The sequence below is a fragment of the Nocardia vinacea genome, from assembly GCF_035920345.1.
Classification (GTDB): domain Bacteria; phylum Actinomycetota; class Actinomycetes; order Mycobacteriales; family Mycobacteriaceae; genus Nocardia; species Nocardia vinacea_A.
In genome coordinates, this window is record NZ_CP109149.1 from 2,842,444 (window position 1) to 2,862,517 (window position 20,074).

The 20,074-nt window shown below is 65.5% G+C and carries 8 protein-coding genes; 7 read left to right on the forward strand and 1 reads right to left on the reverse strand.

The genetic code is table 11. The annotated features are described in order from the left end of the window. The first annotated feature begins 383 nt into the window (after nucleotides 1–383). Genes OIE68_RS13175 through OIE68_RS13200 form a run of 6 tightly spaced genes read left to right on the forward strand, consistent with a single transcriptional unit; the run spans nucleotide 384 to nucleotide 17,756 of the window. Complete coding sequence (locus tag OIE68_RS13175; RefSeq protein ID WP_327099661.1) at nucleotides 384–6,965, forward strand: polyketide synthase; 6,582 nt, start codon at nucleotides 384–386, stop codon at nucleotides 6,963–6,965. After that, a complete protein-coding gene (locus OIE68_RS13180) occupies nucleotides 6,958–12,264 on the forward strand; it encodes a type I polyketide synthase (protein WP_327099662.1) in 5,307 nt (1,768 codons plus the stop codon). The genes OIE68_RS13175 and OIE68_RS13180 overlap by 8 nt, the downstream gene beginning before the upstream one ends. Further along, entirely contained in the window at nucleotides 12,261–15,248 is a 2,988-nt protein-coding gene (locus tag OIE68_RS13185; protein WP_327099663.1) for a type I polyketide synthase, read from the forward strand. Before OIE68_RS13180 ends, OIE68_RS13185 begins: the two co-directional genes overlap by 4 nt. Beyond that, nucleotides 15,248–15,910 carry a glutathione S-transferase family protein gene (locus OIE68_RS13190; RefSeq protein WP_327099664.1) on the forward strand — a complete coding sequence of 221 codons (663 nt, stop codon included), beginning with the start codon at nucleotides 15,248–15,250 and terminating at the stop codon, nucleotides 15,908–15,910. The genes OIE68_RS13185 and OIE68_RS13190 overlap by 1 nt, the downstream gene beginning before the upstream one ends. Before the next feature lie 26 nt (nucleotides 15,911–15,936). After that, on the forward strand, nucleotides 15,937–17,115 hold the full coding sequence (locus OIE68_RS13195; protein ID WP_327099665.1) for a cytochrome P450: 1,179 nt from the start codon (nucleotides 15,937–15,939) through the stop codon (nucleotides 17,113–17,115). Next, nucleotides 17,112–17,756 carry a hypothetical protein gene (locus OIE68_RS13200; RefSeq protein ID WP_327099666.1) on the forward strand — a complete coding sequence of 215 codons (645 nt, stop codon included), beginning with the start codon at nucleotides 17,112–17,114 and terminating at the stop codon, nucleotides 17,754–17,756. The genes OIE68_RS13195 and OIE68_RS13200 overlap by 4 nt, the downstream gene beginning before the upstream one ends. 169 nt (nucleotides 17,757–17,925) lie before the next feature. On the opposite strand, the gene OIE68_RS13205 is transcribed toward OIE68_RS13200, so the two are convergent. Further along, entirely contained in the window at nucleotides 17,926–18,687 is a 762-nt protein-coding gene (locus tag OIE68_RS13205; protein WP_327099667.1) for a helix-turn-helix transcriptional regulator, read from the reverse strand. A gap of 761 nt (nucleotides 18,688–19,448) precedes the next feature. On the opposite strand from OIE68_RS13205, the gene OIE68_RS13210 reads away from it, so the two are divergent. Beyond that, nucleotides 19,449–20,009, forward strand: a complete 561-nt coding sequence (locus OIE68_RS13210; protein ID WP_327099668.1) for an MBL fold metallo-hydrolase — start codon at nucleotides 19,449–19,451, stop codon at nucleotides 20,007–20,009. Nucleotides 20,010–20,074: the final 65 nt, after the last annotated feature.

Sequence of the window (20,074 nt, forward strand, 5' to 3'; positions counted from 1 at the left end):
CATCATCGGGTCGGCCGCAGCGGTAGCGCGGACGCCGGATTCCATCAGTGGCCGAGTTATGGATGCCGTTGCCGAGCCGTAATCGCTCGGATCCACTGGCAGGTCGAGAAGTGTTGCCCCAGAACGCCGATGTTGTCTTCACTGGTTTCTCACTACCGGGAACCGCGCGGGCAGAGGCAATACGTCACCTGTCACGGTTTCGAGGGTTGTCATATGAATCCACGCTGAACGTTGCGGACGCTTCGACACCTGGGCGGTCCGGGGGAGCAACACCCAAAGAAGACTGTTCGGTATATACCCAGGGTATGATCCGTGCGCGTGCCGACGGCGCAGGACACGGCCACGCAATGATGAGGATTTTGCGTGTTGGAGGTGGGCGGCCTATGCGGTCCCGGTCTATGGAGGACGTGCGGGACTGGCTCATTTCCAGAATGGGCGAGCTGAGCCAGGTGAACCCCGCCGCGATCGACGGACGCGAGCCGTTCACCCGCTACGGGCTCGATTCGCGGACTTTGACCATGCTTGCCGGTGAGCTGAGTGCGGCAACCGGCCAACCGGTGTCGCCGACCCAAATGTGGGCGCATCCGACACCGATTGCATTGGCACACTGGCTGATCGGGACCAGGTCGGAGCCACTGCAACAGTATGAGGCACCGGGTTCGGAGCCACAGCCGATCGCTATCGTCGGTCTCGCCTGCCGCTTCCCCGGAGCTCCGGACGCGGCGGCGTACTGGCGACTGCTCAGCACCGGTTCGGACGCGCTCACCGAACCCCCGGACGGGCGGTGGGCCGGGGACGGTCCCCCACGCGGCGGGTTCATCGATGGGATAGACAAGTTCGATCCCGAGTTCTTCGGCATCTCTCCGCGCGAGGCTCCACACATCGATCCGCAGCAAAGGTTGATGCTCGAATTGATGCAGGAAGCCCTTGATGACGCGGGTATTCCGGTAGGCGGTCTCGGCGGCAGCCGGACCGGTGTGTTCGTCGGCGCGATGTGGAGCGAGTACGGGGCGGGAATTCGCGCCGACCCGGATCTGGTCACCGAACACACGTTGGCCGGAGGCGATCCGAGCATCATTCCCGCCCGATTGTCGTACACGCTGGGTGCACGCGGACCGAGCCTGCTGGTGAACACCGCGTGCTCATCGTCACTGGTCGCCGTGCACCTCGCGGCGCAGAGCCTGCGGGCGGGCGAGTGTGACATCGCGCTGGCCGGTGGTGTGAGTCTGATGCTGGCGCAGGATACGGTGCATGCGCTCGCACGGCTCGGGGCGCTGGCACCGGACGGGCGTTCCAAGGCGTTCGATGCGCGCGCCGATGGGTACGGCCGTGGCGAGGGCGCCGGGATGATCGTGCTGAAGCCATTGGACCGGGCGTTGGCCCACGGCAATCCGATTCACGGTGTCATCAAGGGCAGCGCAGTAAATCACGATGGGTTCACCAATGGCCTGACCGCGCCGAGCTTGCTGGCCCAGGAGTCCTTGCTGCGCAGCGCGTATCGGCGAGCGGGCGTTGCGCCGTCCGAGGTCGGGTACGTTGAAGCGCACGGGACGGGAACGGCGCTCGGTGATCCGATCGAGGCGAGCGCGCTGGCCACTGTGCTCGGCGCGGAGCGGGCGCCTGACCGGCTGCTGCCGATCGGTTCGGTCAAGAGCGCGATCGGGCATCTCGAACCGGCGGCCGGGATCGCCGGGCTGATCAAGGTGCTGCTGGCGATGCGGCATCGCACGCTGCCGCCCTCCGGCCAGTTCGCGCAAGCCAGTCCGCACATCCCCTTCGAGGAATGGGGCTTGCGGATACTTTCGCGGCCGGAGAAGTGGCGAGGCGACGCCGGAGGCCGCCGCCTCGCTGGGGTGAGTGCATTCGGGTTCGGCGGGACGAACTGTCACGTGATCCTCGAAAGCGGCGAAAACGCTCCGATCCACCTGCTGCCGCTCGCCGCGGACAGCGAGGACGGCCTTCGTGTCGTCGTGCGTGACCTGGCGACTGTTCGGGACCGGGCATCGCTGGCCCGGTTGTGTGCTTCCCCCTCGGCGAAGGCGGAAGGCTCGCACCGGCTTGCGCTGTCGGTGCGCGACCCCGATGATCTCGCGGCTGCCAGCGAGAAGTTCAACAGCGGCTACACCGGAGCCGGAATCAGCACGGGAACAGTCGAAAAAGACCCGCCGAGAATCACATTCCTGTTCGGCGGGCAGGGATCACAGTGGACCGGAATGGGCGCGTGGCTGCTACGTGAGCCCACATTCCGGTCAGCGATCAACCGGTGTGAGACCGCGCTGCGCCGGCACGTCGACTGGTCCCTCACCCAGTTGCTGACCTCGGCCGACCAGAGCTGGATCGAGCGCACCGAGCTCGCCCAACCTGCAATTTTCGCGATGCAGGTCGCGCTGACCGAGCTGTGGCGATCAAAGGGAGTCGAGCCCGATGCCGTCGCCGGGATGAGCATGGGTGAGGTGGCCGCCGCGCACGTCGCCGGTGCGCTCAGCCTCGACGACGCTGTGTTGATCATGTGTCGGCGCGCCACGTTGGCGGGCAACCTCTCCGGTCACGGCGCTATGGCCCTACTAGATCTGTCCGTTGCGGACACGAACGAACTGATGTCCCGACACAGGGGCCGGGTGTGGGTCGCAGGCGAGGCCGGACCGGAATCCACTGTGGTCTCGGGTAACCGAGAGACCATCGAGGCAGTGCGGCACGAACTCGCTGGGCGATCGATCGGGTCGGCTCTGATCAGGGTCGACTACGCCTCGCACAGTCCCTATGTGGATCCGATACTGCCCGGTTTGCGGGACGCGCTCGCGAATGTGCGGCCTGGCGAGACCCGAATACCGTTCTATTCCTCGGTCACCGGTGAGCGGATGGAGGGCACGCAGTTGGTCGCCGAGCACTGGGTGCGCACCGAACGCGAGCCGTGGCGATTCCGAAACACGATGGAATGCTTGCTTGCCGACGACAGTCACATCTTCATCGACGTCGACCCGCATCCGATTCTCGCCCCGGTGGTCGAGCAGAACGGTGGCCGGGCGCTGCCGACATTGCGACGAGGCGACCGCGACTGCTCGACGCTGATCGATTCGCTCGGTGCGCTCTACGTCCGAGGCGCCGCCCGGCCCCCCGTGCCGGACCACGGCCGGACGGAGTTGCTGGTGCTTTCCGCTCGATCGCGTGATTCCCTGTTCGCATCGGCGAACGACATGGCGCGCAAGCTCATCAGCGACGATGGAACCGCCCTGGGTGACCTGTGTTATACGGCGGCCGCCAGGCGGGACCATCACGAACACCGCCTCGCTGTGACGGGTTCGTCGCCGAATGAGCTGGCCGACTCCTTGCGCGCCACAGTCGGGGGCAGCATGCCGAGCAACACGTGGATGGGCACCGTGGAGCATGGCGAGCGGCGCCGGACGGTGTTCGTGTGCTCCGGTCAGGGTTCGCAATGGATCGGAATGGGCCGAAACCTGTTGACCGAACCGGTCTTCCGCGCCGCCGTCGAGGAATGCGACGAATTGCTGCGGCCACTGACCCGTTGGTCGCTGACCGACGAGCTCACCGCATCGCCGGAACACAGCCGCCTGCACCTCACCGCGGTCGCGCAACCCGCGCTGTTCGCAATCCAGGTGGGGGTCATTCGGCTGTGGCAGGCATGGGGACTCGTGCCGGACGCTGTTATCGGCCACAGTGTCGGCGAGGTCACCGCAGCGTATGTGGCCGGGGCACTGTCTCTCGCCGAATCGGTCGACGTGGTATATCACCGCAGCCGGTCGATGCACGCCGCGGTGGTGCCCGGGGAGGGCGGCATGGCTTCGGTCGAACTGCCTGCCGAGCGGTTGCTCGGCAGGCTGCGGGAATACCGGGGGGAAGTGGCGATCGCAGCGGTCAACGATCCGTATTCGACGGTCGTCTCGGGCAGTGACTCCGCACTGGCGGACTTGCTCGGACGGCTGCGTCGCGACGGCGTCGCTTTCCGTGAACTCCGGGTCGGTTACGCCTTCCACAGCGCGCAGATGGATCCGGCCGCGGATGACTTGTCCCAGGCACTCGGCACACTTGCGCCCGAGCCGAACCGGTTGCCCGTCTACAGCACAGTTTCCGGGAAGCTCGCTGACGATCAGCGATTCGACTCGGACTACTGGAGGCGAAACGTCCGGCAAACCGTACGGTTTGCGGATGCGATGGACGCGGCGATCTCCGACGGGTACCGAGTTTTCCTGGAGATCGGCCCGCATCCGGTCCTGATGGAAAATATCCAACGATGTTTTGCCGCCCGCAGCATCGATGGTTACGTCTTCGGTTCATTGCGCAGGGACGAGGACGACCTGTCGTCGCTGCGGCGCGCCGCCGGCGCGCTGTATGCGGCCGGTTGCGCGCCGGACTTCGATCGGCTCCTGGGTACTGGTCGAGTCGTGTCGCTGCCGGCGTATCCGTGGCAGCGAAAGCGGTACTGGCTCGCGGCGGACCGGCGCGCTGTCCTGTCCCGCACTGCCGAAGGTCACCCCCTGCTCGGTCCCGGTCTGGTCTCGGCGGTCGAGCACGGAACCCGGTACTGGCACCGCGCTCTGGACCCGGCACACCTGCCGTATCTGGCCGACCTCACGGTGGGCGGGAGCGTTGTGCTTTCCGCGGCCACCTTCGCCGAAATGGCGTTGGCTGCGGCCGCGGAGGCCTATGAGACCACGGATATCGCCGTTACTCGGCTGACGTTCGAACGCTTGCTGGAGCTGACCGCCGCGGTGTCGCCCACGACCCAGACGGTGATCAGCACCCGGGACGAACTCTTCCAGATGTTCAGCCGCCGTGGTCCGGACTGGGTGCGGCATGCGCTGGCCACCGTCGGCCCAGACACTGGTACGCCGCACGTGCACGAACAGCCGGCTTCGATCCGGAAGCGCTGCACGACGCGCCGGGACGGCGCCGAGCACTATCGGGCACTGGCCAGAGCGGGACTGGATATCGGCGAGCACCTGAGTGGGGTCTCCGAGTTATGGTTCGGCCAGGACGAGGTGCTGGCGAGGGTCATCCCGCCGACACCGTCTCGCCGTGCCGATTACCGCGTCCATCCCCCGGTGCTCGATGCTGGTCTGCAGGCGCTGATCGCCCTGTGCAACGGTTCGTCAGGCAGTTATGTGGTGACCGAGATCGGCCGGTTGCGGGTGTATCGGGCGCCGACCGGCCCGGTCTGGGCGCACGGCCGATCGGCCGGTCCGGGTGGTGACCTCTACCTGCTCGACGACGACGGCCGGGTGCTGGTGGAAGTCGAGGGCGTGCGTCTGAGCTCGCTCTCGCCCTCCGATCCGGATCCGGCTGCCGATTGCCTCTACACCGTGGAATGGCGCGAAGTCCCGCACCGAGAATCATTGCGACAGCGGATCGGGCCGTGGATCGTGTTCGCGGGTGAGGACGCCCTCGGCACCGAACTCGCGGACGCGTTACGTGCGCGAAACATTCCCTGCGATCTTAAGACCGACCGGGCACTCAGCTCTGCCACGACCGAGTCGCTGCGCACCGTTCTTCCCGGACAACCACCTGCCGGGGTGGTGCACATCGGCAGTCTCGGCGCCTCCAGTGCGAGCGCGCTGGCCGAGGCGCTGACCGGAATGGGATGGCGGGACCGGCCACGACTGTGGCTGCTGACCCGTGCCGCACAGGCAGTCGGCGCGGATACCACTCCGGTCAGCGTCGACCAAGCGTCTCTGTGGGGACTCGGCAGGACGATAGGGCTCGACTGTCCTACGCTGTCCGTCACGCGAGTGGACCTCACGGCGCGGCCGACGCCCGATGAAGTGGCCACACTGGCAACAGAATTGCTCAGCGACGACCGGGATACCGATGTCGCCCTGCGTCCCCACGGCCGGTTCGTCGCCAGGCTGGTTCGGGTGCCCGAGGCCGCTGAGCGGGCGGCGCAGTTGCAGTCAGACGGCACATATCTGATTGTCTGCGGGGCCACGGCATCAGCCGAGCCGTATGCCCAGTGGATGACCGACTGCGGCGCGCGCAACATCGTGATCTTGGGCCGGGCCGCTGCCATCGGGCCGATCGACGTCCCGGGGGCCGGGGTGCTGACCGTCGACACATACGACATCGGCGATCATGAGATGAGCTCCCTGATCGACGAGATCGAAACCGCCGCAGGCCCATTGCGCGGGCTGATCCACACAGGGAATGGTGACAGCGCATGGCGGTGGCACCAGCACACACTCGATCGCAGGCTCGATTTCTTCATACTCTGCTCCTCGGTCGCCGCATTGTTCGGTCGCCCGGGTGACGCACCGGACAGTGCTCGGCTGGATGCCATCGCCCACCACCGCCGTGCCCTGGGCCTGCCCGCACTGAGCTTGCATGTCGCGCGGGCAGACACAGCGGCACAAGGCATCGCCGAAGCGCCCGCGAGGAGTCTCACGCGGGCGTTGGATCGTGGTATCGGCTCGAATCTCGGTCGGCTCGCAGTCATGGATCCGAACCTCCAACACTGGTTCGAGTCGTACCCCGGAGCGGCCGGCGCGCCCTTTTTCGATGCGGTCGAAAGCAGGGCCCCGGACAGACCTACCGCATTCGCCGCCAGGCTGGCCGCGGCCAGTGTCTCCGAACGAGGCGCGCTGCTCGAGGAGCACCTGACGCACCAGCTTTCCCTGACGCTGCAACGAGATCCAGTGAACCTGAGCCGGAGGGCGACGTTCCAGGGCATGGGCATGGGGTCGATCATGGCGGTGGAGCTACGCAACCGGCTGGAGTCCACGCTCGGCATCCGGTTGTCGGTCGCGCTGCTGTTCACCTACTCCACCGTCGCCGCGCTCGCGGAGTTCATCGCGGATGAACTTGCGGTGACGCAACCCTCGGCGCGGCAACCGGATTCGGAATCGGAGGACGAGCCATCCCGGATGGCGGACCTCGATCTACTCTCGGACGCCGAAGCCGAGGCCATGCTGCTGGACAGCATCCGGCTCGTCGAACAGGAACTGGGCAATGACTGAGCAGCCGTCGGTGAAGCAGGCTCTGACGGCCATCCGAACGCTGCAGGCACGGTTGGACCGCGAACTGCTGGCGAAGACCGAGCCGATCGCCGTCATCGGCATGAGTTGCCGGGTGCCCGGCGGCGGCACTAGCCCGGACGAGTTCTGGCGGCTGATCGACGGTGGCGTCGACGCCATCAGCGACGTGCCACCGGACCGGTGGGCAGCCGACGACGGCGCCACCGCGAGCCGCTGGGGCGGCTTCCTGTCCGGTGTGGACCGATTCGACCCAGCCTTCTTCGGTATATCGCCTCGTGAAGCCGAGGCGATGGACCCCCAGCAACGCCTGCTGCTGGAAGTGACCTGGGAGGCGCTGGAACAGGCGGGACGGGCCCTGCCGGAGCAGTTGAACGGCTCGCGAACCGGTGTGTTCGCCGGCGTCGTCGTCACCGATTACGACCGGCTCAGCGTCGGCAAGCGCGATATCTACACCGTGACCGGCAACGGGCACTCGTTCCCCGCCGGACGGCTGTCGTATGTGCTCGGGTTGCAGGGGCCGAGCATGGTGGTGGACACGGCGTGTTCGTCGTCGCTGGTCGCGGTGCATCTCGCGGTGCAGAGCCTGCGATCCGGCGAGAGCACGATGGCGCTGGCCGGTGGTGTCAACGTGATGCTGGCCAGAGACATGACCGACATGATGGCCAGCTCTCGCGCACTGTCCGACGACGGGCGGTGCAAGACCTTCGACGCGTTGGCCGATGGCTACGTCCGCGGTGAGGGATGCGGGATGCTGGTCCTCAAACGTCTGTCCGTCGCGGTGGCAGATGGCGATCCGGTGCTCGCCGTGATCCGTGGGTCCGCGGTGAACTCCGACGGCCGTTCATCCGGGCTGACCGCGCCGAACGTGTCCGCGCAGAAAGCGTTGCTACGTCAGGCATTGCGCAACGCGCGCGCCGACGCGGCGGATATCGGCTATGTCGAAACACACGGCACCGGAACGCCCCTGGGTGATCCGATCGAAGTGGATGCGCTCATCGATGTGATCGGAAAGCCGAGGGAGGACGGCTCACACTGCGTGCTCGGTGCGGTGAAGACCAACATCGGTCATCTCGAGGCGGCTGCCGGGGTGATCGGGTTGATCAAGGCCGTGCTCGCGTTGCGCTGGGAGCGTATTCCGGCGAACGTGCATTTGCACACGCTGAATCCCCGGATCGACCTCGACGGAACCGCTCTGGTGCTGCCGAGAGAACCGGTCCCGTGGCCGAGACGCGACGGTGTGACGCGGATGGCGGGAGTCAGCTCGTTCGGTATCAGCGGGACGAACGCACACGTCATCGTCGCTGATCCGCCGGAGCGAGTCGAACCTCCCGTAGCTGCGCCCACCTCAGGGTCCGCCCTGGTACCGATTTCCGCGCGCGACGCACAGGGGCTGATCGAACTTGTCGCAGCGTTCCGGACGACGCTGGCCGACAGGCAGGCCGAGATCGCCGATATCGCCTACACCGCGGCCGTCCGTAGACACCATCACGAACACCGTGCCGCACTGGTGGTGTCCGCAGACGGACAACTGCAGCTGGTGTCTGGTACCCAACCTGCCCAACGGCACCGGACCGTGTTCGTATTTCCCGGACAGGGCTCGCAGTGGCTCGGTATGGGCCGCGCGCTGTTCGACAGTGAGCCGGTGTTCCGCTCGGCTGTCGAGGCGTGCGACGACGCGATCCGCGACGAAGCGCAATGGTCGGTCATTGCTGAACTGACCGCCGATCCGTCCGAGTCCCGGCTGAACCGGATCGACATCGTCCAGCCTGTGCTGTTCGCGATGGAGGTCGGCTTGGCAGCGTTGTGGCGATCGAAGGGCATCGAGCCCGACGCGGTCATCGGCCACAGCTTGGGCGAGGTGGCCGCCGCGCACGTGGCCGGCGCGCTCTCCCTGACGGACGCGGCGCGAATCATCGTCCGCCGCAGCCGGTTACTGCGCACACTGACCGGACGCGGCGCGATGGCGCAGGTAGAGCTGCCGTTCGAGGAGGCGAACGCGGCGCTTTCGGAGTGGGCGGACCGGGTGTCGATCGCGGCGAGCAACAGTGCGCGTTCGACTGTGCTGTCTGGTGCTCCGGACGCGCTGGACGAGATCGTGGCCCAGCTGACCGATGCCGGGGTGTTCTGCCGCCGAATCAAGGTCGAGGTCGCCGCGCACAGCCCGCAAGTCGACGCAATCACCGATGAGCTCGGCCGTGAACTGGGTGTACTGGAACCGAAGGCCGCCGCGGTGCCGATGTGGTCCACCGTGCTCGGAAGTTTCTGCGGCGGCGCCGAACTGGATGCCGCCTACTGGGTCCGCAATCTACGAGAACCCGTGCTGTTCTCCGAGGCGGTCCGCGAACAGATTGCGGCGGGCCCGACGGTATTCGTCGAGTTGAGTCCGCACCCGATCCTACTGACTTCGATAGAAGAGGACGGCGGCACGGTCGTCGCGTCAGGTCGTCGCGGACACGACGAACGCGAGATATTCCTCGGATCGCTTGCCGCGCTGTATGTCCGGGGCAGCCGGGTCGACTGGCCCGCGCTGCACCCCGGCGGCGGGCGCTGCGTACCGCTACCCGCTTATCCGTGGCGGCGCGAACGTTACTGGGTGGACCGGACGCCGGTCCACCCAGAGCAACGCGGACACCCGTTTCTCGGCGAGCCGGTCAGCCTCGCGACCTCGCCGGGGACTCGGATCTGGGAGCGGGAACTGCATCTGCCCTATCTGGCCGACCACACCGTCGACGGTGTGGTCGTGTTCCCGGCGTCGGGCTATGTGGAGATGGCGCTGTACGCCTCCGGGCGATCATCGGTTCTGAATGATCTCGTATTCGAACGTATGACAATTCTCGGCAGCGACGGCTCCGGCCACTTCCAACTCATCGAGGACGCCGACGGCTTCCGGGTATATGCCCGCGCAGACAATTCCGAGCCGTGGGTGCGCTGTGCACATGGGACGATCGGCCGTGCCGACGACGGACCACCTCCGGCCGAGCCGCTGACGTCGGTGCGGGACCGCTGTCGCACCGAGGTCACTGCGGACGAGCACTACGCGCGATATGCCGGGCGAACCATCGACTACGGCCCGGCCTTTCGTGGCGTGCAACGAATCTGGACCGGTGCGGGTGAGAGCATCGCGGCGATCGAGCTTGCGGAGTCGTCCACGGGGTACGTCTGCCACCCGGCCCTGCTGGACGCCTGCTTCCAGGTCCTCGGCGGTGTTCTGCTCGACCGGCTGCCGACCGGAGGAATCGTTCCGGCGCGGATCGATCGGCTTCGAGTGCACGGGCCGATCGGTCGACGGGTGTGGGTACACGCGCGCGCAAGGTCCACCGAACACTGTGGTGATCTGCTGGTGCTCGACGAGGACGGCACCGTGCTGATCGAGGTCGAGGGGCTCACGGTGGCCGAGCTCGCCGAACCGGATCCGTACCGAGACTGGCTCTACCGAGTGGATTGGGCCGCGGGGAAACGTCTCGTAGCGCCGGATCGGCGCGACGGGGCTGCCGGTACCTGGCTGGTGCTCGCCGATTCCTCCGGCGTCGGCAGCGCCCTGGCCGCACTGCTCGAACAACGCGGCCGAACCTGCGTCCTGGTCGGCAAGGACGACATCGACGTTGCCGACGATGAAGCCTGGAACGCACTGCTGGACAACGTCGCCCAGGGCGAACCGGGCTGTGCCGGTGTGGTGCACCTGTGGAGCCTGAATACCACCGACACCGAATACGTCACCGCCGATACCCTGACCGAGGATCAGCACACCACCGGGCTCAGCACGGTGCGCCTGGTCCGCGCGCTCGCTCGCCTGGGCCTGCGGGACCATCCCCGCTTGTGGCTGGTCACCCGAGGAGCGCAGCAGGTAGGCCGCGAACCGGTTGCGGTGTCCCAAGCTCCGCTGTGGGGACTGGCAAGGACATTGAGCGTCGAGCATCCCGAACTGGAATGCACCCGGGTGGACCTCGACTCGGAGTGGACGCTCACTCGTTGCGCCGCGGAACTCCTTCCCGAACTCGTCGCATCAGATCGCGAAGACGAAATCGCGCTGCGCGAGGAAGGGCGGAAGCTCGCCAGGCTGGTACGGACCCGGTTCGACTGCGGGAATGCCGAGCCGGCGCTGACCGGCGGGACATACCTGATCAGCGGTGGGCTCGGTGGGCTCGGTATCGGCCTGGCACGCTGGCTGGCAACCCGGGGGGCGCAGCACCTCGTGCTGGCCGGACGGCACGAACCGGGTCCGGACGCACAGGCGAGGATCGCCGAGCTCAGGCGCGATGGTGTCGAGGTGGTGGTGGCGCGCGCGGACGTCACCCGGCGCGCGGACGTCGCCAGGGTGCTCGCCGATATCGACGACCGGATGCCACCACTGCGCGGAGTGCTGCACACGGCCATGGTGCTCGACGATCGGACCATTCTGGGACTGGATGCCGAACGATTCGATCGGGTCCTGGCACCCAAGGTCCGCGGCGCGTGGAACCTGCACGAACTGACCGGGGACCGGGAACTGGACTTCTTCGTCATGTACTCCTCAGCGTCGGCTGTGCTCGGCTCACCGGGACAGGCGAGCTACGCGGCCGCCAACGCATTTCTGGGCGGGCTCGCGCGGCATCGGGAATGCAGTGGCAGAACGGCATTGTGCGTGGACTGGGGGCTGTACTCGCAGGACGGAATCATGGCGAGGCGCGAGTCGGAAGGGCAGCGACTCGCGCACCGGGGGGTCGGCACCATCACCCCTGCGCAAGGTGTGGACATCCTGGGTCGCCTGCTGGGCGGCAGCGCCAGCCAGGTCGTGGCGGCGAATCTCGATCTGCGGCAATGGCTCGCGTTCTACCCGTCTCTGGCCGGTGCGTCGCTGTACGCCGAACTCGACGACGACAACCGCGGGAACACCAGTGGACGGCCGACCGAGTTCGTGGACCGGCTGCGCGTGGCCGCCGCTGCCGAACGCCCGAGTTTGATCGACACCGTCGTGACCGGACAACTCAGCCAGGTCCTGCACCTCGACCCAGCTCTGATCGACCGGAAAGCGCCGCTGACCACCATGGGCGTCGACTCGCTGATGGCGCTCGAACTACGGAATCGGCTCGAATCCGCACTAGGCGTACGACTGTCGGCGACGCTGCTGTACAGCGCGCCGACAGTGCTCGCGCTGACCGGACAGCTACTCGACGCGCTCGGCATGGCCGAGCCGCAGGCGACCACCGGCCAACTAGATGAACTCGGAGATCTGGACATGGACGATCTGCTGGCGCAGATCGACGATTCGATAAACCGGCTCGAAGAGGGGGAGTTGACGTGAACATCGCCGACGAGCAACGTTATCGCACACAGCTCGTGAAAGCCGCTTCCGCGCTGCGCACGATGGAAGCCGAGGTCGTGCGGCTGCGGCGACAGCACACCGAAGCTATTGCGGTAATCGGCATGGGCTGCCGTTTCCCGGGTGGCGCCGACGACCCCGAAGCATTCTGGACACTGCTCTCCGACGGTGTCGACACAGTGTCCCAACGACCCGACCGTGCCACCGGTGACGCTGGAGCAACCGGTGCTTTCCTGCCCTCGGTGGACGGATTCGACGGGGCGTTCTTCGGGATAGCCCCGCAGGAAGCCGACGCGCTGGATCCACAGCATCGGCTGCTGCTCGAGGTCGCCTGGGAGGCGCTGGAAGACGCCGGAGTGGCGACCGAGCGGCTGGCCGGCAGCCGAACCGGCGTCTTCGTAGGGATGAGCAGCAACGACTACCTGCTGCTCAGCGCGCGTTCCGGCGCAATGAGCGGCTATACCGGCACCGGAACGGCCCACAGTTTCGGCGCGGGTCGGTTGTCGTACCTGCTCGGGCTGTGTGGGCCGAGTCTCGCGGTTGACACCGCGTGCTCATCATCGCTGGTCGCGGTACATCTTGCGATCCGGAGCCTGCGGACCGGGGAAAGCTCCCTCGCCCTGGCCGGTGGGGTGAATCTCGTTCTGGACGAAGCGGTGACCGAGATGATCAGCGATCTACAAGCGCTGTCGCCGGATGGCCGGTGCCGTAGCTTCGACGCCCGTGCGAACGGGTTCGTCCGCGGCGAGGGCTGCGGAATCGTTGTGCTGAAGAGGCTCTCCGATGCACTGGCCGACGGCGATCGAGTACTGGCAGTCCTGCAGGGTTCGGCAATGAACTCCGACGGTCGCTCGGCCGGGCTGACCGCACCCAATCCACTGGCGCAGCGGGACCTGCTGCGCCAGGCGTTCGCCGATGCCCAGGTGCGCCCCGTCGATATCGGGTATGTGGAGACCCATGGAACCGGCACCGCACTCGGAGACCCGGTCGAGATCGAGGCACTGGCCGAGGTTTTCGGCGAGGGGGACGCTAACAGTGGCGGTTGCGTACTGGGTGCGGTCAAGACCAACATCGGACATCTCGAGGCCGCCGCGGGCATCGCCGGACTGATCAAGGCGGTACTGGCCTTGCAGTACGCGGAAATCCCCCGCAACCTGCACTTCAGCACGCTCAATCCGAGGATTTCCCTGACCGGAACACCTTTCGTCATCCCGACGAAGACCATCGCGTGGCCGGAGGGCGAGAAGCCGCGGATCGTGGGTGTCAGTTCGTTCGGTATGAGCGGCACCAACGCGCATGTCGTCGTCGCCGAGGCGCCCACGGTCGAGCAGCTGCCGCCGCGGGGCGGACCGGTCCTGCTCCCGCTGTCGGCGCGCAGCCCGTCGGCACTGATCGAGTTGGCTATCGCACACGCGAATGTCCTGGAGCGGGAAGATGATCCGTGCGATGTCGCCTATACGGCGGGAGCCCGGCGTGATCATCACGAATGGCGGACCGCAGTAGTTGGTGCCTCCGGTGCCGAACTGGCCGAGCACCTGCACGCATTCGTGCGCGACGGTGCCACCCGGGCCCGAGCCACGGCACCCACGATCACCTACGTCTTCTCCGGGCAGGGGGCGCAGTGGATCGGTATGGGTCGCGAGCTGCAGGGCAGTGAACCGATTTTCCGCGCCGCACTCGAAGAATGCGACCGATTGGTCGCGGAGCACACATCGTTATCGTTGCTCGCGGAACTGGCTGCGCCAGAAGGCGAATCGAGGTTACACCGCACGGAGATCGCCCAACCCGCGCTGTTCGCATGCCAGATTGCGCTGTCGGCCCTGCTCGCGTCGTGGGGCATTCGGCCCGACGCAGTCATCGGGCACAGTGTTGGTGAGATCGCCGCCGCGCATGTCGCGGGTGCGCTGAGCCTGGCGGAAGCCATCAGGATCGTGGTATCGAGAGGACGCCTCATGGCGCCGGCCGACGGTTCGGGGGCGATGGTTGCAGTCGCGCTGGGGCCGGATGAGATCGCGAACGTTATTGCCGGATCGAACACTTCGGTCGTGGTGGCAGCGATCAACGACGCCCGGTCCGTCGTACTGTCCGGCTCGGTGGACGAGTTGCACACCGTGCTCAACCCGCTCCAGCGGCGAGACGTCCACTGCCGCTGGTTGCCGGGCGGCTACGCATTCCACTCACGTTCCATGGCCCCGATGGCCACAGAGCTCGAGAAGGAACTCGCCGCGGTAGAGTGCGGCCCCACAACGTGCCCCATGTACAGCACGGTGGGCGGAGACCGGATCGCCGGAAGCGAATTGACCGGCGATTATTGGGCGAACAACGTCCGGCAGCCGGTCCGATTCGCTGACGCTGTGCACGCCGCAGCCCGCGATAGGCAGCAGATCTTCCTCGAGATAGCGCCGCATTCCGTGCTCTCCGGCCATATCGCGAACTGTCTCGGCACAGCAGCTGCAATCCCGACGTTGCGCAGAGAGCGCCCGGAACAACGCAGCCTGCTCAACTCGATTGCCGAGCTCTACACCGCGGGCTATCCAGTGGACTTCGCCCGGCTATACCCGGATCGGCGCCGGGTCGCAACGTTGCCGCGCTATCCATGGCAGCGCAAACGTCATTGGCTCGACGCACCGGCACCGCCCAGCGAACAGGTGGCCGTCGTGCCGGCGCACTGGGTCGATGAACTGATCGGGTTGCCGAACGGCGATCGGGAGGCCGCGATCGAGGCAGCAGTACGCCGGGACACAGCGGCCTTACTCCAGCTACCTTCGCCCTCGGACGTCCCGATGGACGGCAAGTTCATGGCACTCGGCATGGATTCCCTGATGGCCGTGCAGCTGCGACACGAACTCGCGGCGCGAACCGGACTCGCTCTGCCGTCGACGCTCGCCTTCGATCATCAGACCCCGAGGGCGGTCACCCGGTATCTGTTGAAAGTGCTCACGGAGTACACAAAGGACGAAACATAATGAAGGTGTACGGGACGGCCACCAGCGCCTGCACCCACAAGGTACTGATGGTCCTGGCCGAGAAGAATCAGCACGCCGAGCTGGTCGAGGTGAGTGTTCTCCAAGGGCAGGACAAGTCGCCGGAGCACCGGAAACTCCAGCCGTTCGGTGAGATTCCGGTACTGGAGGACGATGGGTTCCTGCTGTACGAATCGCGGGCTATCATCCGCTATCTGGACCATCGGTTGCCGGGCCCGGCACTGACACCGGACGACCTCAGGCTGCGCGGGCTGATGGAACAGTGGATCAGCATCGAGCAGAGCTACGTCAGCGGACCGGTGTGGGACCTCGTCCGCGCCGGCCCTGTGTACGAGATCATCCGCCGCAGCCCGGGCGCGAAATTCCTTCCGCCACCACCAGATCGGAACGCCATCGCTGCGGCGCGCGGTGAGCTGGCAACCGCGTTCGACGTCGCGGACGCCACGCTGGCCAGGCAGCAATTCCTTGCCGGACCCGAGTTCTCGCTCGCCGAGGTGACCTGGCTGCCCTACTTGCAGTATCTCGTCGCCTCCAACGGTGCAGACCTGATCGACGCGCGACCGAACCTTGCGCGCTGGTGGCGAGAGATCAGTGACAGGCCCACCTGGCGCCGGGTCGGACAAGTGCTGGAGCGGCCCGAGTGAACCGGTTCGACCTGTGGGGTGAACAGATGCGTGTCGATCCCCTGCCGACACTGGCGCGGATGCGGTCCGAGGCGCCGATCATCCGCCTGTTCAACCCGCACCAGCAAGCACCCGAGTGGCGTGTGACCCGCTACGCCGACGTCGTCGAACTGCTCCGCGACAATCGTTTCAGCAAGGACAAGCGGAAGCTGTCCGACGCGGCGCGATCCAGGTACTTCCGGGTGACCGAATTCGACCAGCTGGACAAGCACATGCTCTACGCCGATCCCCCGGAGCACACAAGATTGCGTGCCCTGGTCGCCAAGGCGTTCACTCCGCACCGGATCATCGAGCTCCGTCCATACGTCGCCGCAGCCACCGACAGGCTGCTGAACCAGGCCGAGCAGCAGGACTCGGTGGACCTGCTCGATGCACTGGCCTTCCGGCTGCCGATCACCGTCCTAGCCGAGCTGATCGGGATACCGATCGAAGACCAGGAGCGGTTCCGGGAGTGGACCAGGATCCTGATCGCTCCGCCGTCGGAGGGAGATTTCGACGCGCTGCGCACCATGGCGATCGAGTTCCAGCAGTATCTCGAGGAATTCCTCGAGGTACGCCGCCGACAGCGCCGCGACGACCTCACCAGTGCGTTGATCGAGGCGCAGACTCATCGTGACCGGCTGTCGCCGGTGGAACTGATGAGCATGATCTTCTTGCTCATCGCCGCGGGTTTCGAAACGACGGGAAACCTCATCGGCAACGCGGCGTGGGCGCTGCTACGGAATCCCGCGGAACTGATGCGGCTGCGTGCCACACCAGCGCTCATCGAACCGGCGATCGAGGAGGTGGTGCGATACTGCCCTCCGGTGAAGAACAGCACCGGAGCCTTTTCGCTGACCGATGTCGAGTTCCGGGGCACGGTCATTCCGGCCGAGGAATTGGTCGTCGCGTCGCTGCTGTCGGCACATCATGATGACGCGCAGTTTCCCGAACCCGAACGGTTCGACATCACCCGAACACCGAACCGGCACTTGGGGTTCGGCCTCGGACCGCACTTCTGCCTCGGGGCCTCACTGGCAAGACTGGAGGCGACGGTCGCGATCAGCGCCGTGGTGCGGCGCTTCCCCCGACTGGAGTTCGCGGTCGATCCCGATACATTGCGATGGAAGGATGGCGTATTCGTGCACGGCCTGGAGCAACTTCCCGTGACCTGGGGGATACGATGACGATCCTGGTGCGGCAGGCGACGTTGGACGACATGGACGAGATCATGGCTGTCGAGCAAGACTGGGAGGAATCTCAGCGAGCGAGCCGTGACCAGATGACAGCTCGCCTTCGTGCGTATCCCGAGGGGTTCTGGATCTTCGAGCAGCACGGCGAGGTCGTCGGCACCTTGATGGGCTTCCCCATGCGGTATGAGGCGGACCGCATTTCCGAACTCAGCGATTGGGACACGGTGACCGGTCACGGTTACTATCCGGTCATCGATCTGGACACCGCGAACGCCATCTACCTGGCTTCCGGCTCATTGAAGCGCACCGCACGCGGCGGCACAGCATACGCGGTGATGATGGAAACCCCAGTCGAGCTGGCCGAGCGCTACGGACTGGATTATGTCCTCACCGGAGCAAAGATCCCCGGCTACGACGCATACTGCCGCCGATTCGGCGAGATCGACGCCCCCGACTACGTGTTACGCACACTCGGCGGCTGCCTGGTCGATCCCTTCTTGGAGATGTACCGAGGGCACAACTATCTGGTGCCCGACCGAAGCCACATCGTCCCCAACTACTATCCGGACCCGCCAAGCCGCGATTACGGCGCGATCGTGGTGCGGAGCGTGCGGGACTCGCCCGCTCGAGGCTGAATCGCGTCCCCCATCAGCCCGGCAGGCAGCTGCAGCAAGCTGATGGTTCTGCAACACGGCAGCCATGCGCGGTGCGTGAGGCTCACGCCGGTCACGGTGCTGCGGCTGGTCTGCATCGGTGTGGTGTCTTTGATTCCGAACCACGACAGCGAACCCAACGAACCGCCCACTACCCCGCCGCAGCGTGATACTGCTCGCGATGCTCGATCCACGGACGTTGGCGCTGTTCCTCACTCATCGCCAACAACTCACGCAACTTCCCCCACGCCACCTCATCAACCGGGGTATAGATCTGCATCCACGCATGGGGCAACGACGGCAGCGACATGCTCGTCAAGAACATCTCCAACTCCCCCACCGCCAAATTACGGATCTGCTTCGTCCGACTCGCCGGAACCGCCACATCATTACGAGCCCACAACGAAGCGAAAGTCTCACTCTCCGCACACAACTCAGAGATGAATTCCTCCCAACCCGGATCACCGAGATTCTTCACATACGAACCACGCAGATAACCCACCATGCGCCGCAAATCATCCCAATTATGGTGATAGGCGTTGCAGCACTCCGGGGTCAGGAACACCCGCCGCGCCACATTCCGCTCCCCCTTTACGAAACCCGGGCACAGTGCCTCATACGACTTATTGTGCGCAAGCACGTCATAACGCGGACTCAACACCACACCCGGCAAAGGTTCCAGATGATCCAGAATCACCTGAAGTTCTTCTGGCAGAGCAGTTCCCGCGTGCGCAGTCGGCACCGTCGGCACATCCGCCAACCGATACAAGTGCGCCTTCTCCGCAGCATCCAACGACAACGTCCGCGCAACCGAATTCAACACCTGCACACTGACATTGATGTTGCGACCTTGTTCTAGCCAGGAGAACCACGGAAAGAGGTACCGATGAGCAACGTTACCGCCGAAGCACAAAGACGCAGCTCAGACACACATTCCGCGTGGTGGCACTCCCAAGTCTGCCGTATAGCCGACTTAACGCGACACGAACCCTCAGTGGCGATTCCTTGGCCAACAGCTTCATGGACGACCGGGAAACGCAAACCATTTCAGCACCTGCTGTGACATAGACATGATCAGCGTGCCGTCCACCACCACCGCGTCCATACGACGCATGCAGCAGATCGCTGTAGCGCCGGCATGCGCAGGCGAGCCACAGACCGAACCGACATGGTCGGGACACAGTCCTCGGCTCACGTACAGTCCGCCGCAGAGCAGACTGGGCGGACCGGCTCGATGTTCCGCGTCGCTTGACAACAAGAGTCGATCCCCGAACCCGCGACCAATGGATTCGCAGTCTACGGCGGACAAGACGATTCGACCGGATTCGGCTACGTTCGATTTCACCGGTTTCGCTGCACGAATATTCCAATAGAGCGAGGACCTGGAATGTGTTGATATTCGATCGATTTCGGTCGTATTCGAATGAAAAAAGAGAGTAAATGGCGACCACCTGATCGATAACTGTGGAGCCACCGCTCGCTCGCACCCTCAATCCATCGTTGCCTCGGTCTAGCTCTGCATAGACGAGCAATCACTCTGCTATCCAATCAGTCCCAGGGCGCGGCATGCAACGACTTCAGGTATTTCCGAAACCCCTTCCGTCACAGTCCCAATCAATGGCCAGCCGGATTGGATTATCCCCGCGTGCGCGGGGAGCACTCCTTGGGGGACTCATGGTCAAGCTCAACGCTCGGATCATCCCCGCGTGCGGGGGTACGGTCGAAAGCGTCGGCGCGGGAGTCGAATCCGTCATGGCAGCCATCGGCGACCGCAATGTCGCTGCCGTCGTATGCACCCACGGGCACAATGACCACGTCACCTTCGCCCCACAACTCGCCGAAGACGCCTATGCACCCGTCCTGGTGCACCCCGGAGACGATCCGCTCTGGCAGCTGACCCATCCGGGCCAGTCCTACTGGGCGCTCACCGATCAACAGCGCATCGCCATCGTGGGAACGCACATGCACGTCATCCACGCGCCCGGGCATTCACCGGGCTCGGTGTGCCTGTACCTCCCCGAAGCCGACACACTCTTCTCCGGCGACACCCTGTTCGCGGGCGGACCCGGAGCCACCGGCCGGTCGTTCTCGGATTTCCCCACCATCATCAGTTCCATCCGCGACCGCCTGCTCACACTCCCAGAGCACACCCGCGTCTACACCGGCCACGGTGACGGTACGACCATCGGCACCGAAGCACCCCACCTAGCGGAGTGGATCGCCCGCGGATACTAATATCCTTAAGCGCCCCTATATGTTCCGAGAGGAAGCGACTCCCTGACGCCCTGAGTCACGGGGTG

Excerpts from the sequence above, each read along its gene's own strand:
- OIE68_RS13175 (WP_327099661.1), top strand. The coding sequence starts at position 384 with ATGCGGTCCCGGTCTATGGAGGACGTGCGGGACTGGCTCATTTCCAGA.
- OIE68_RS13180 (WP_327099662.1), top strand. The coding sequence starts at position 6,958 with ATGACTGAGCAGCCGTCGGTGAAGCAGGCTCTGACGGCCATCCGAACG.
- OIE68_RS13190 (WP_327099664.1), top strand. The coding sequence starts at position 15,248 with ATGAAGGTGTACGGGACGGCCACCAGCGCCTGCACCCACAAGGTACTG.
- OIE68_RS13195 (WP_327099665.1), top strand. The coding sequence starts at position 15,937 with ATGCGTGTCGATCCCCTGCCGACACTGGCGCGGATGCGGTCCGAGGCG.
- OIE68_RS13200 (WP_327099666.1), top strand. The coding sequence starts at position 17,112 with ATGACGATCCTGGTGCGGCAGGCGACGTTGGACGACATGGACGAGATC.
- OIE68_RS13210 (WP_327099668.1), top strand. The coding sequence starts at position 19,449 with ATGGTCAAGCTCAACGCTCGGATCATCCCCGCGTGCGGGGGTACGGTC.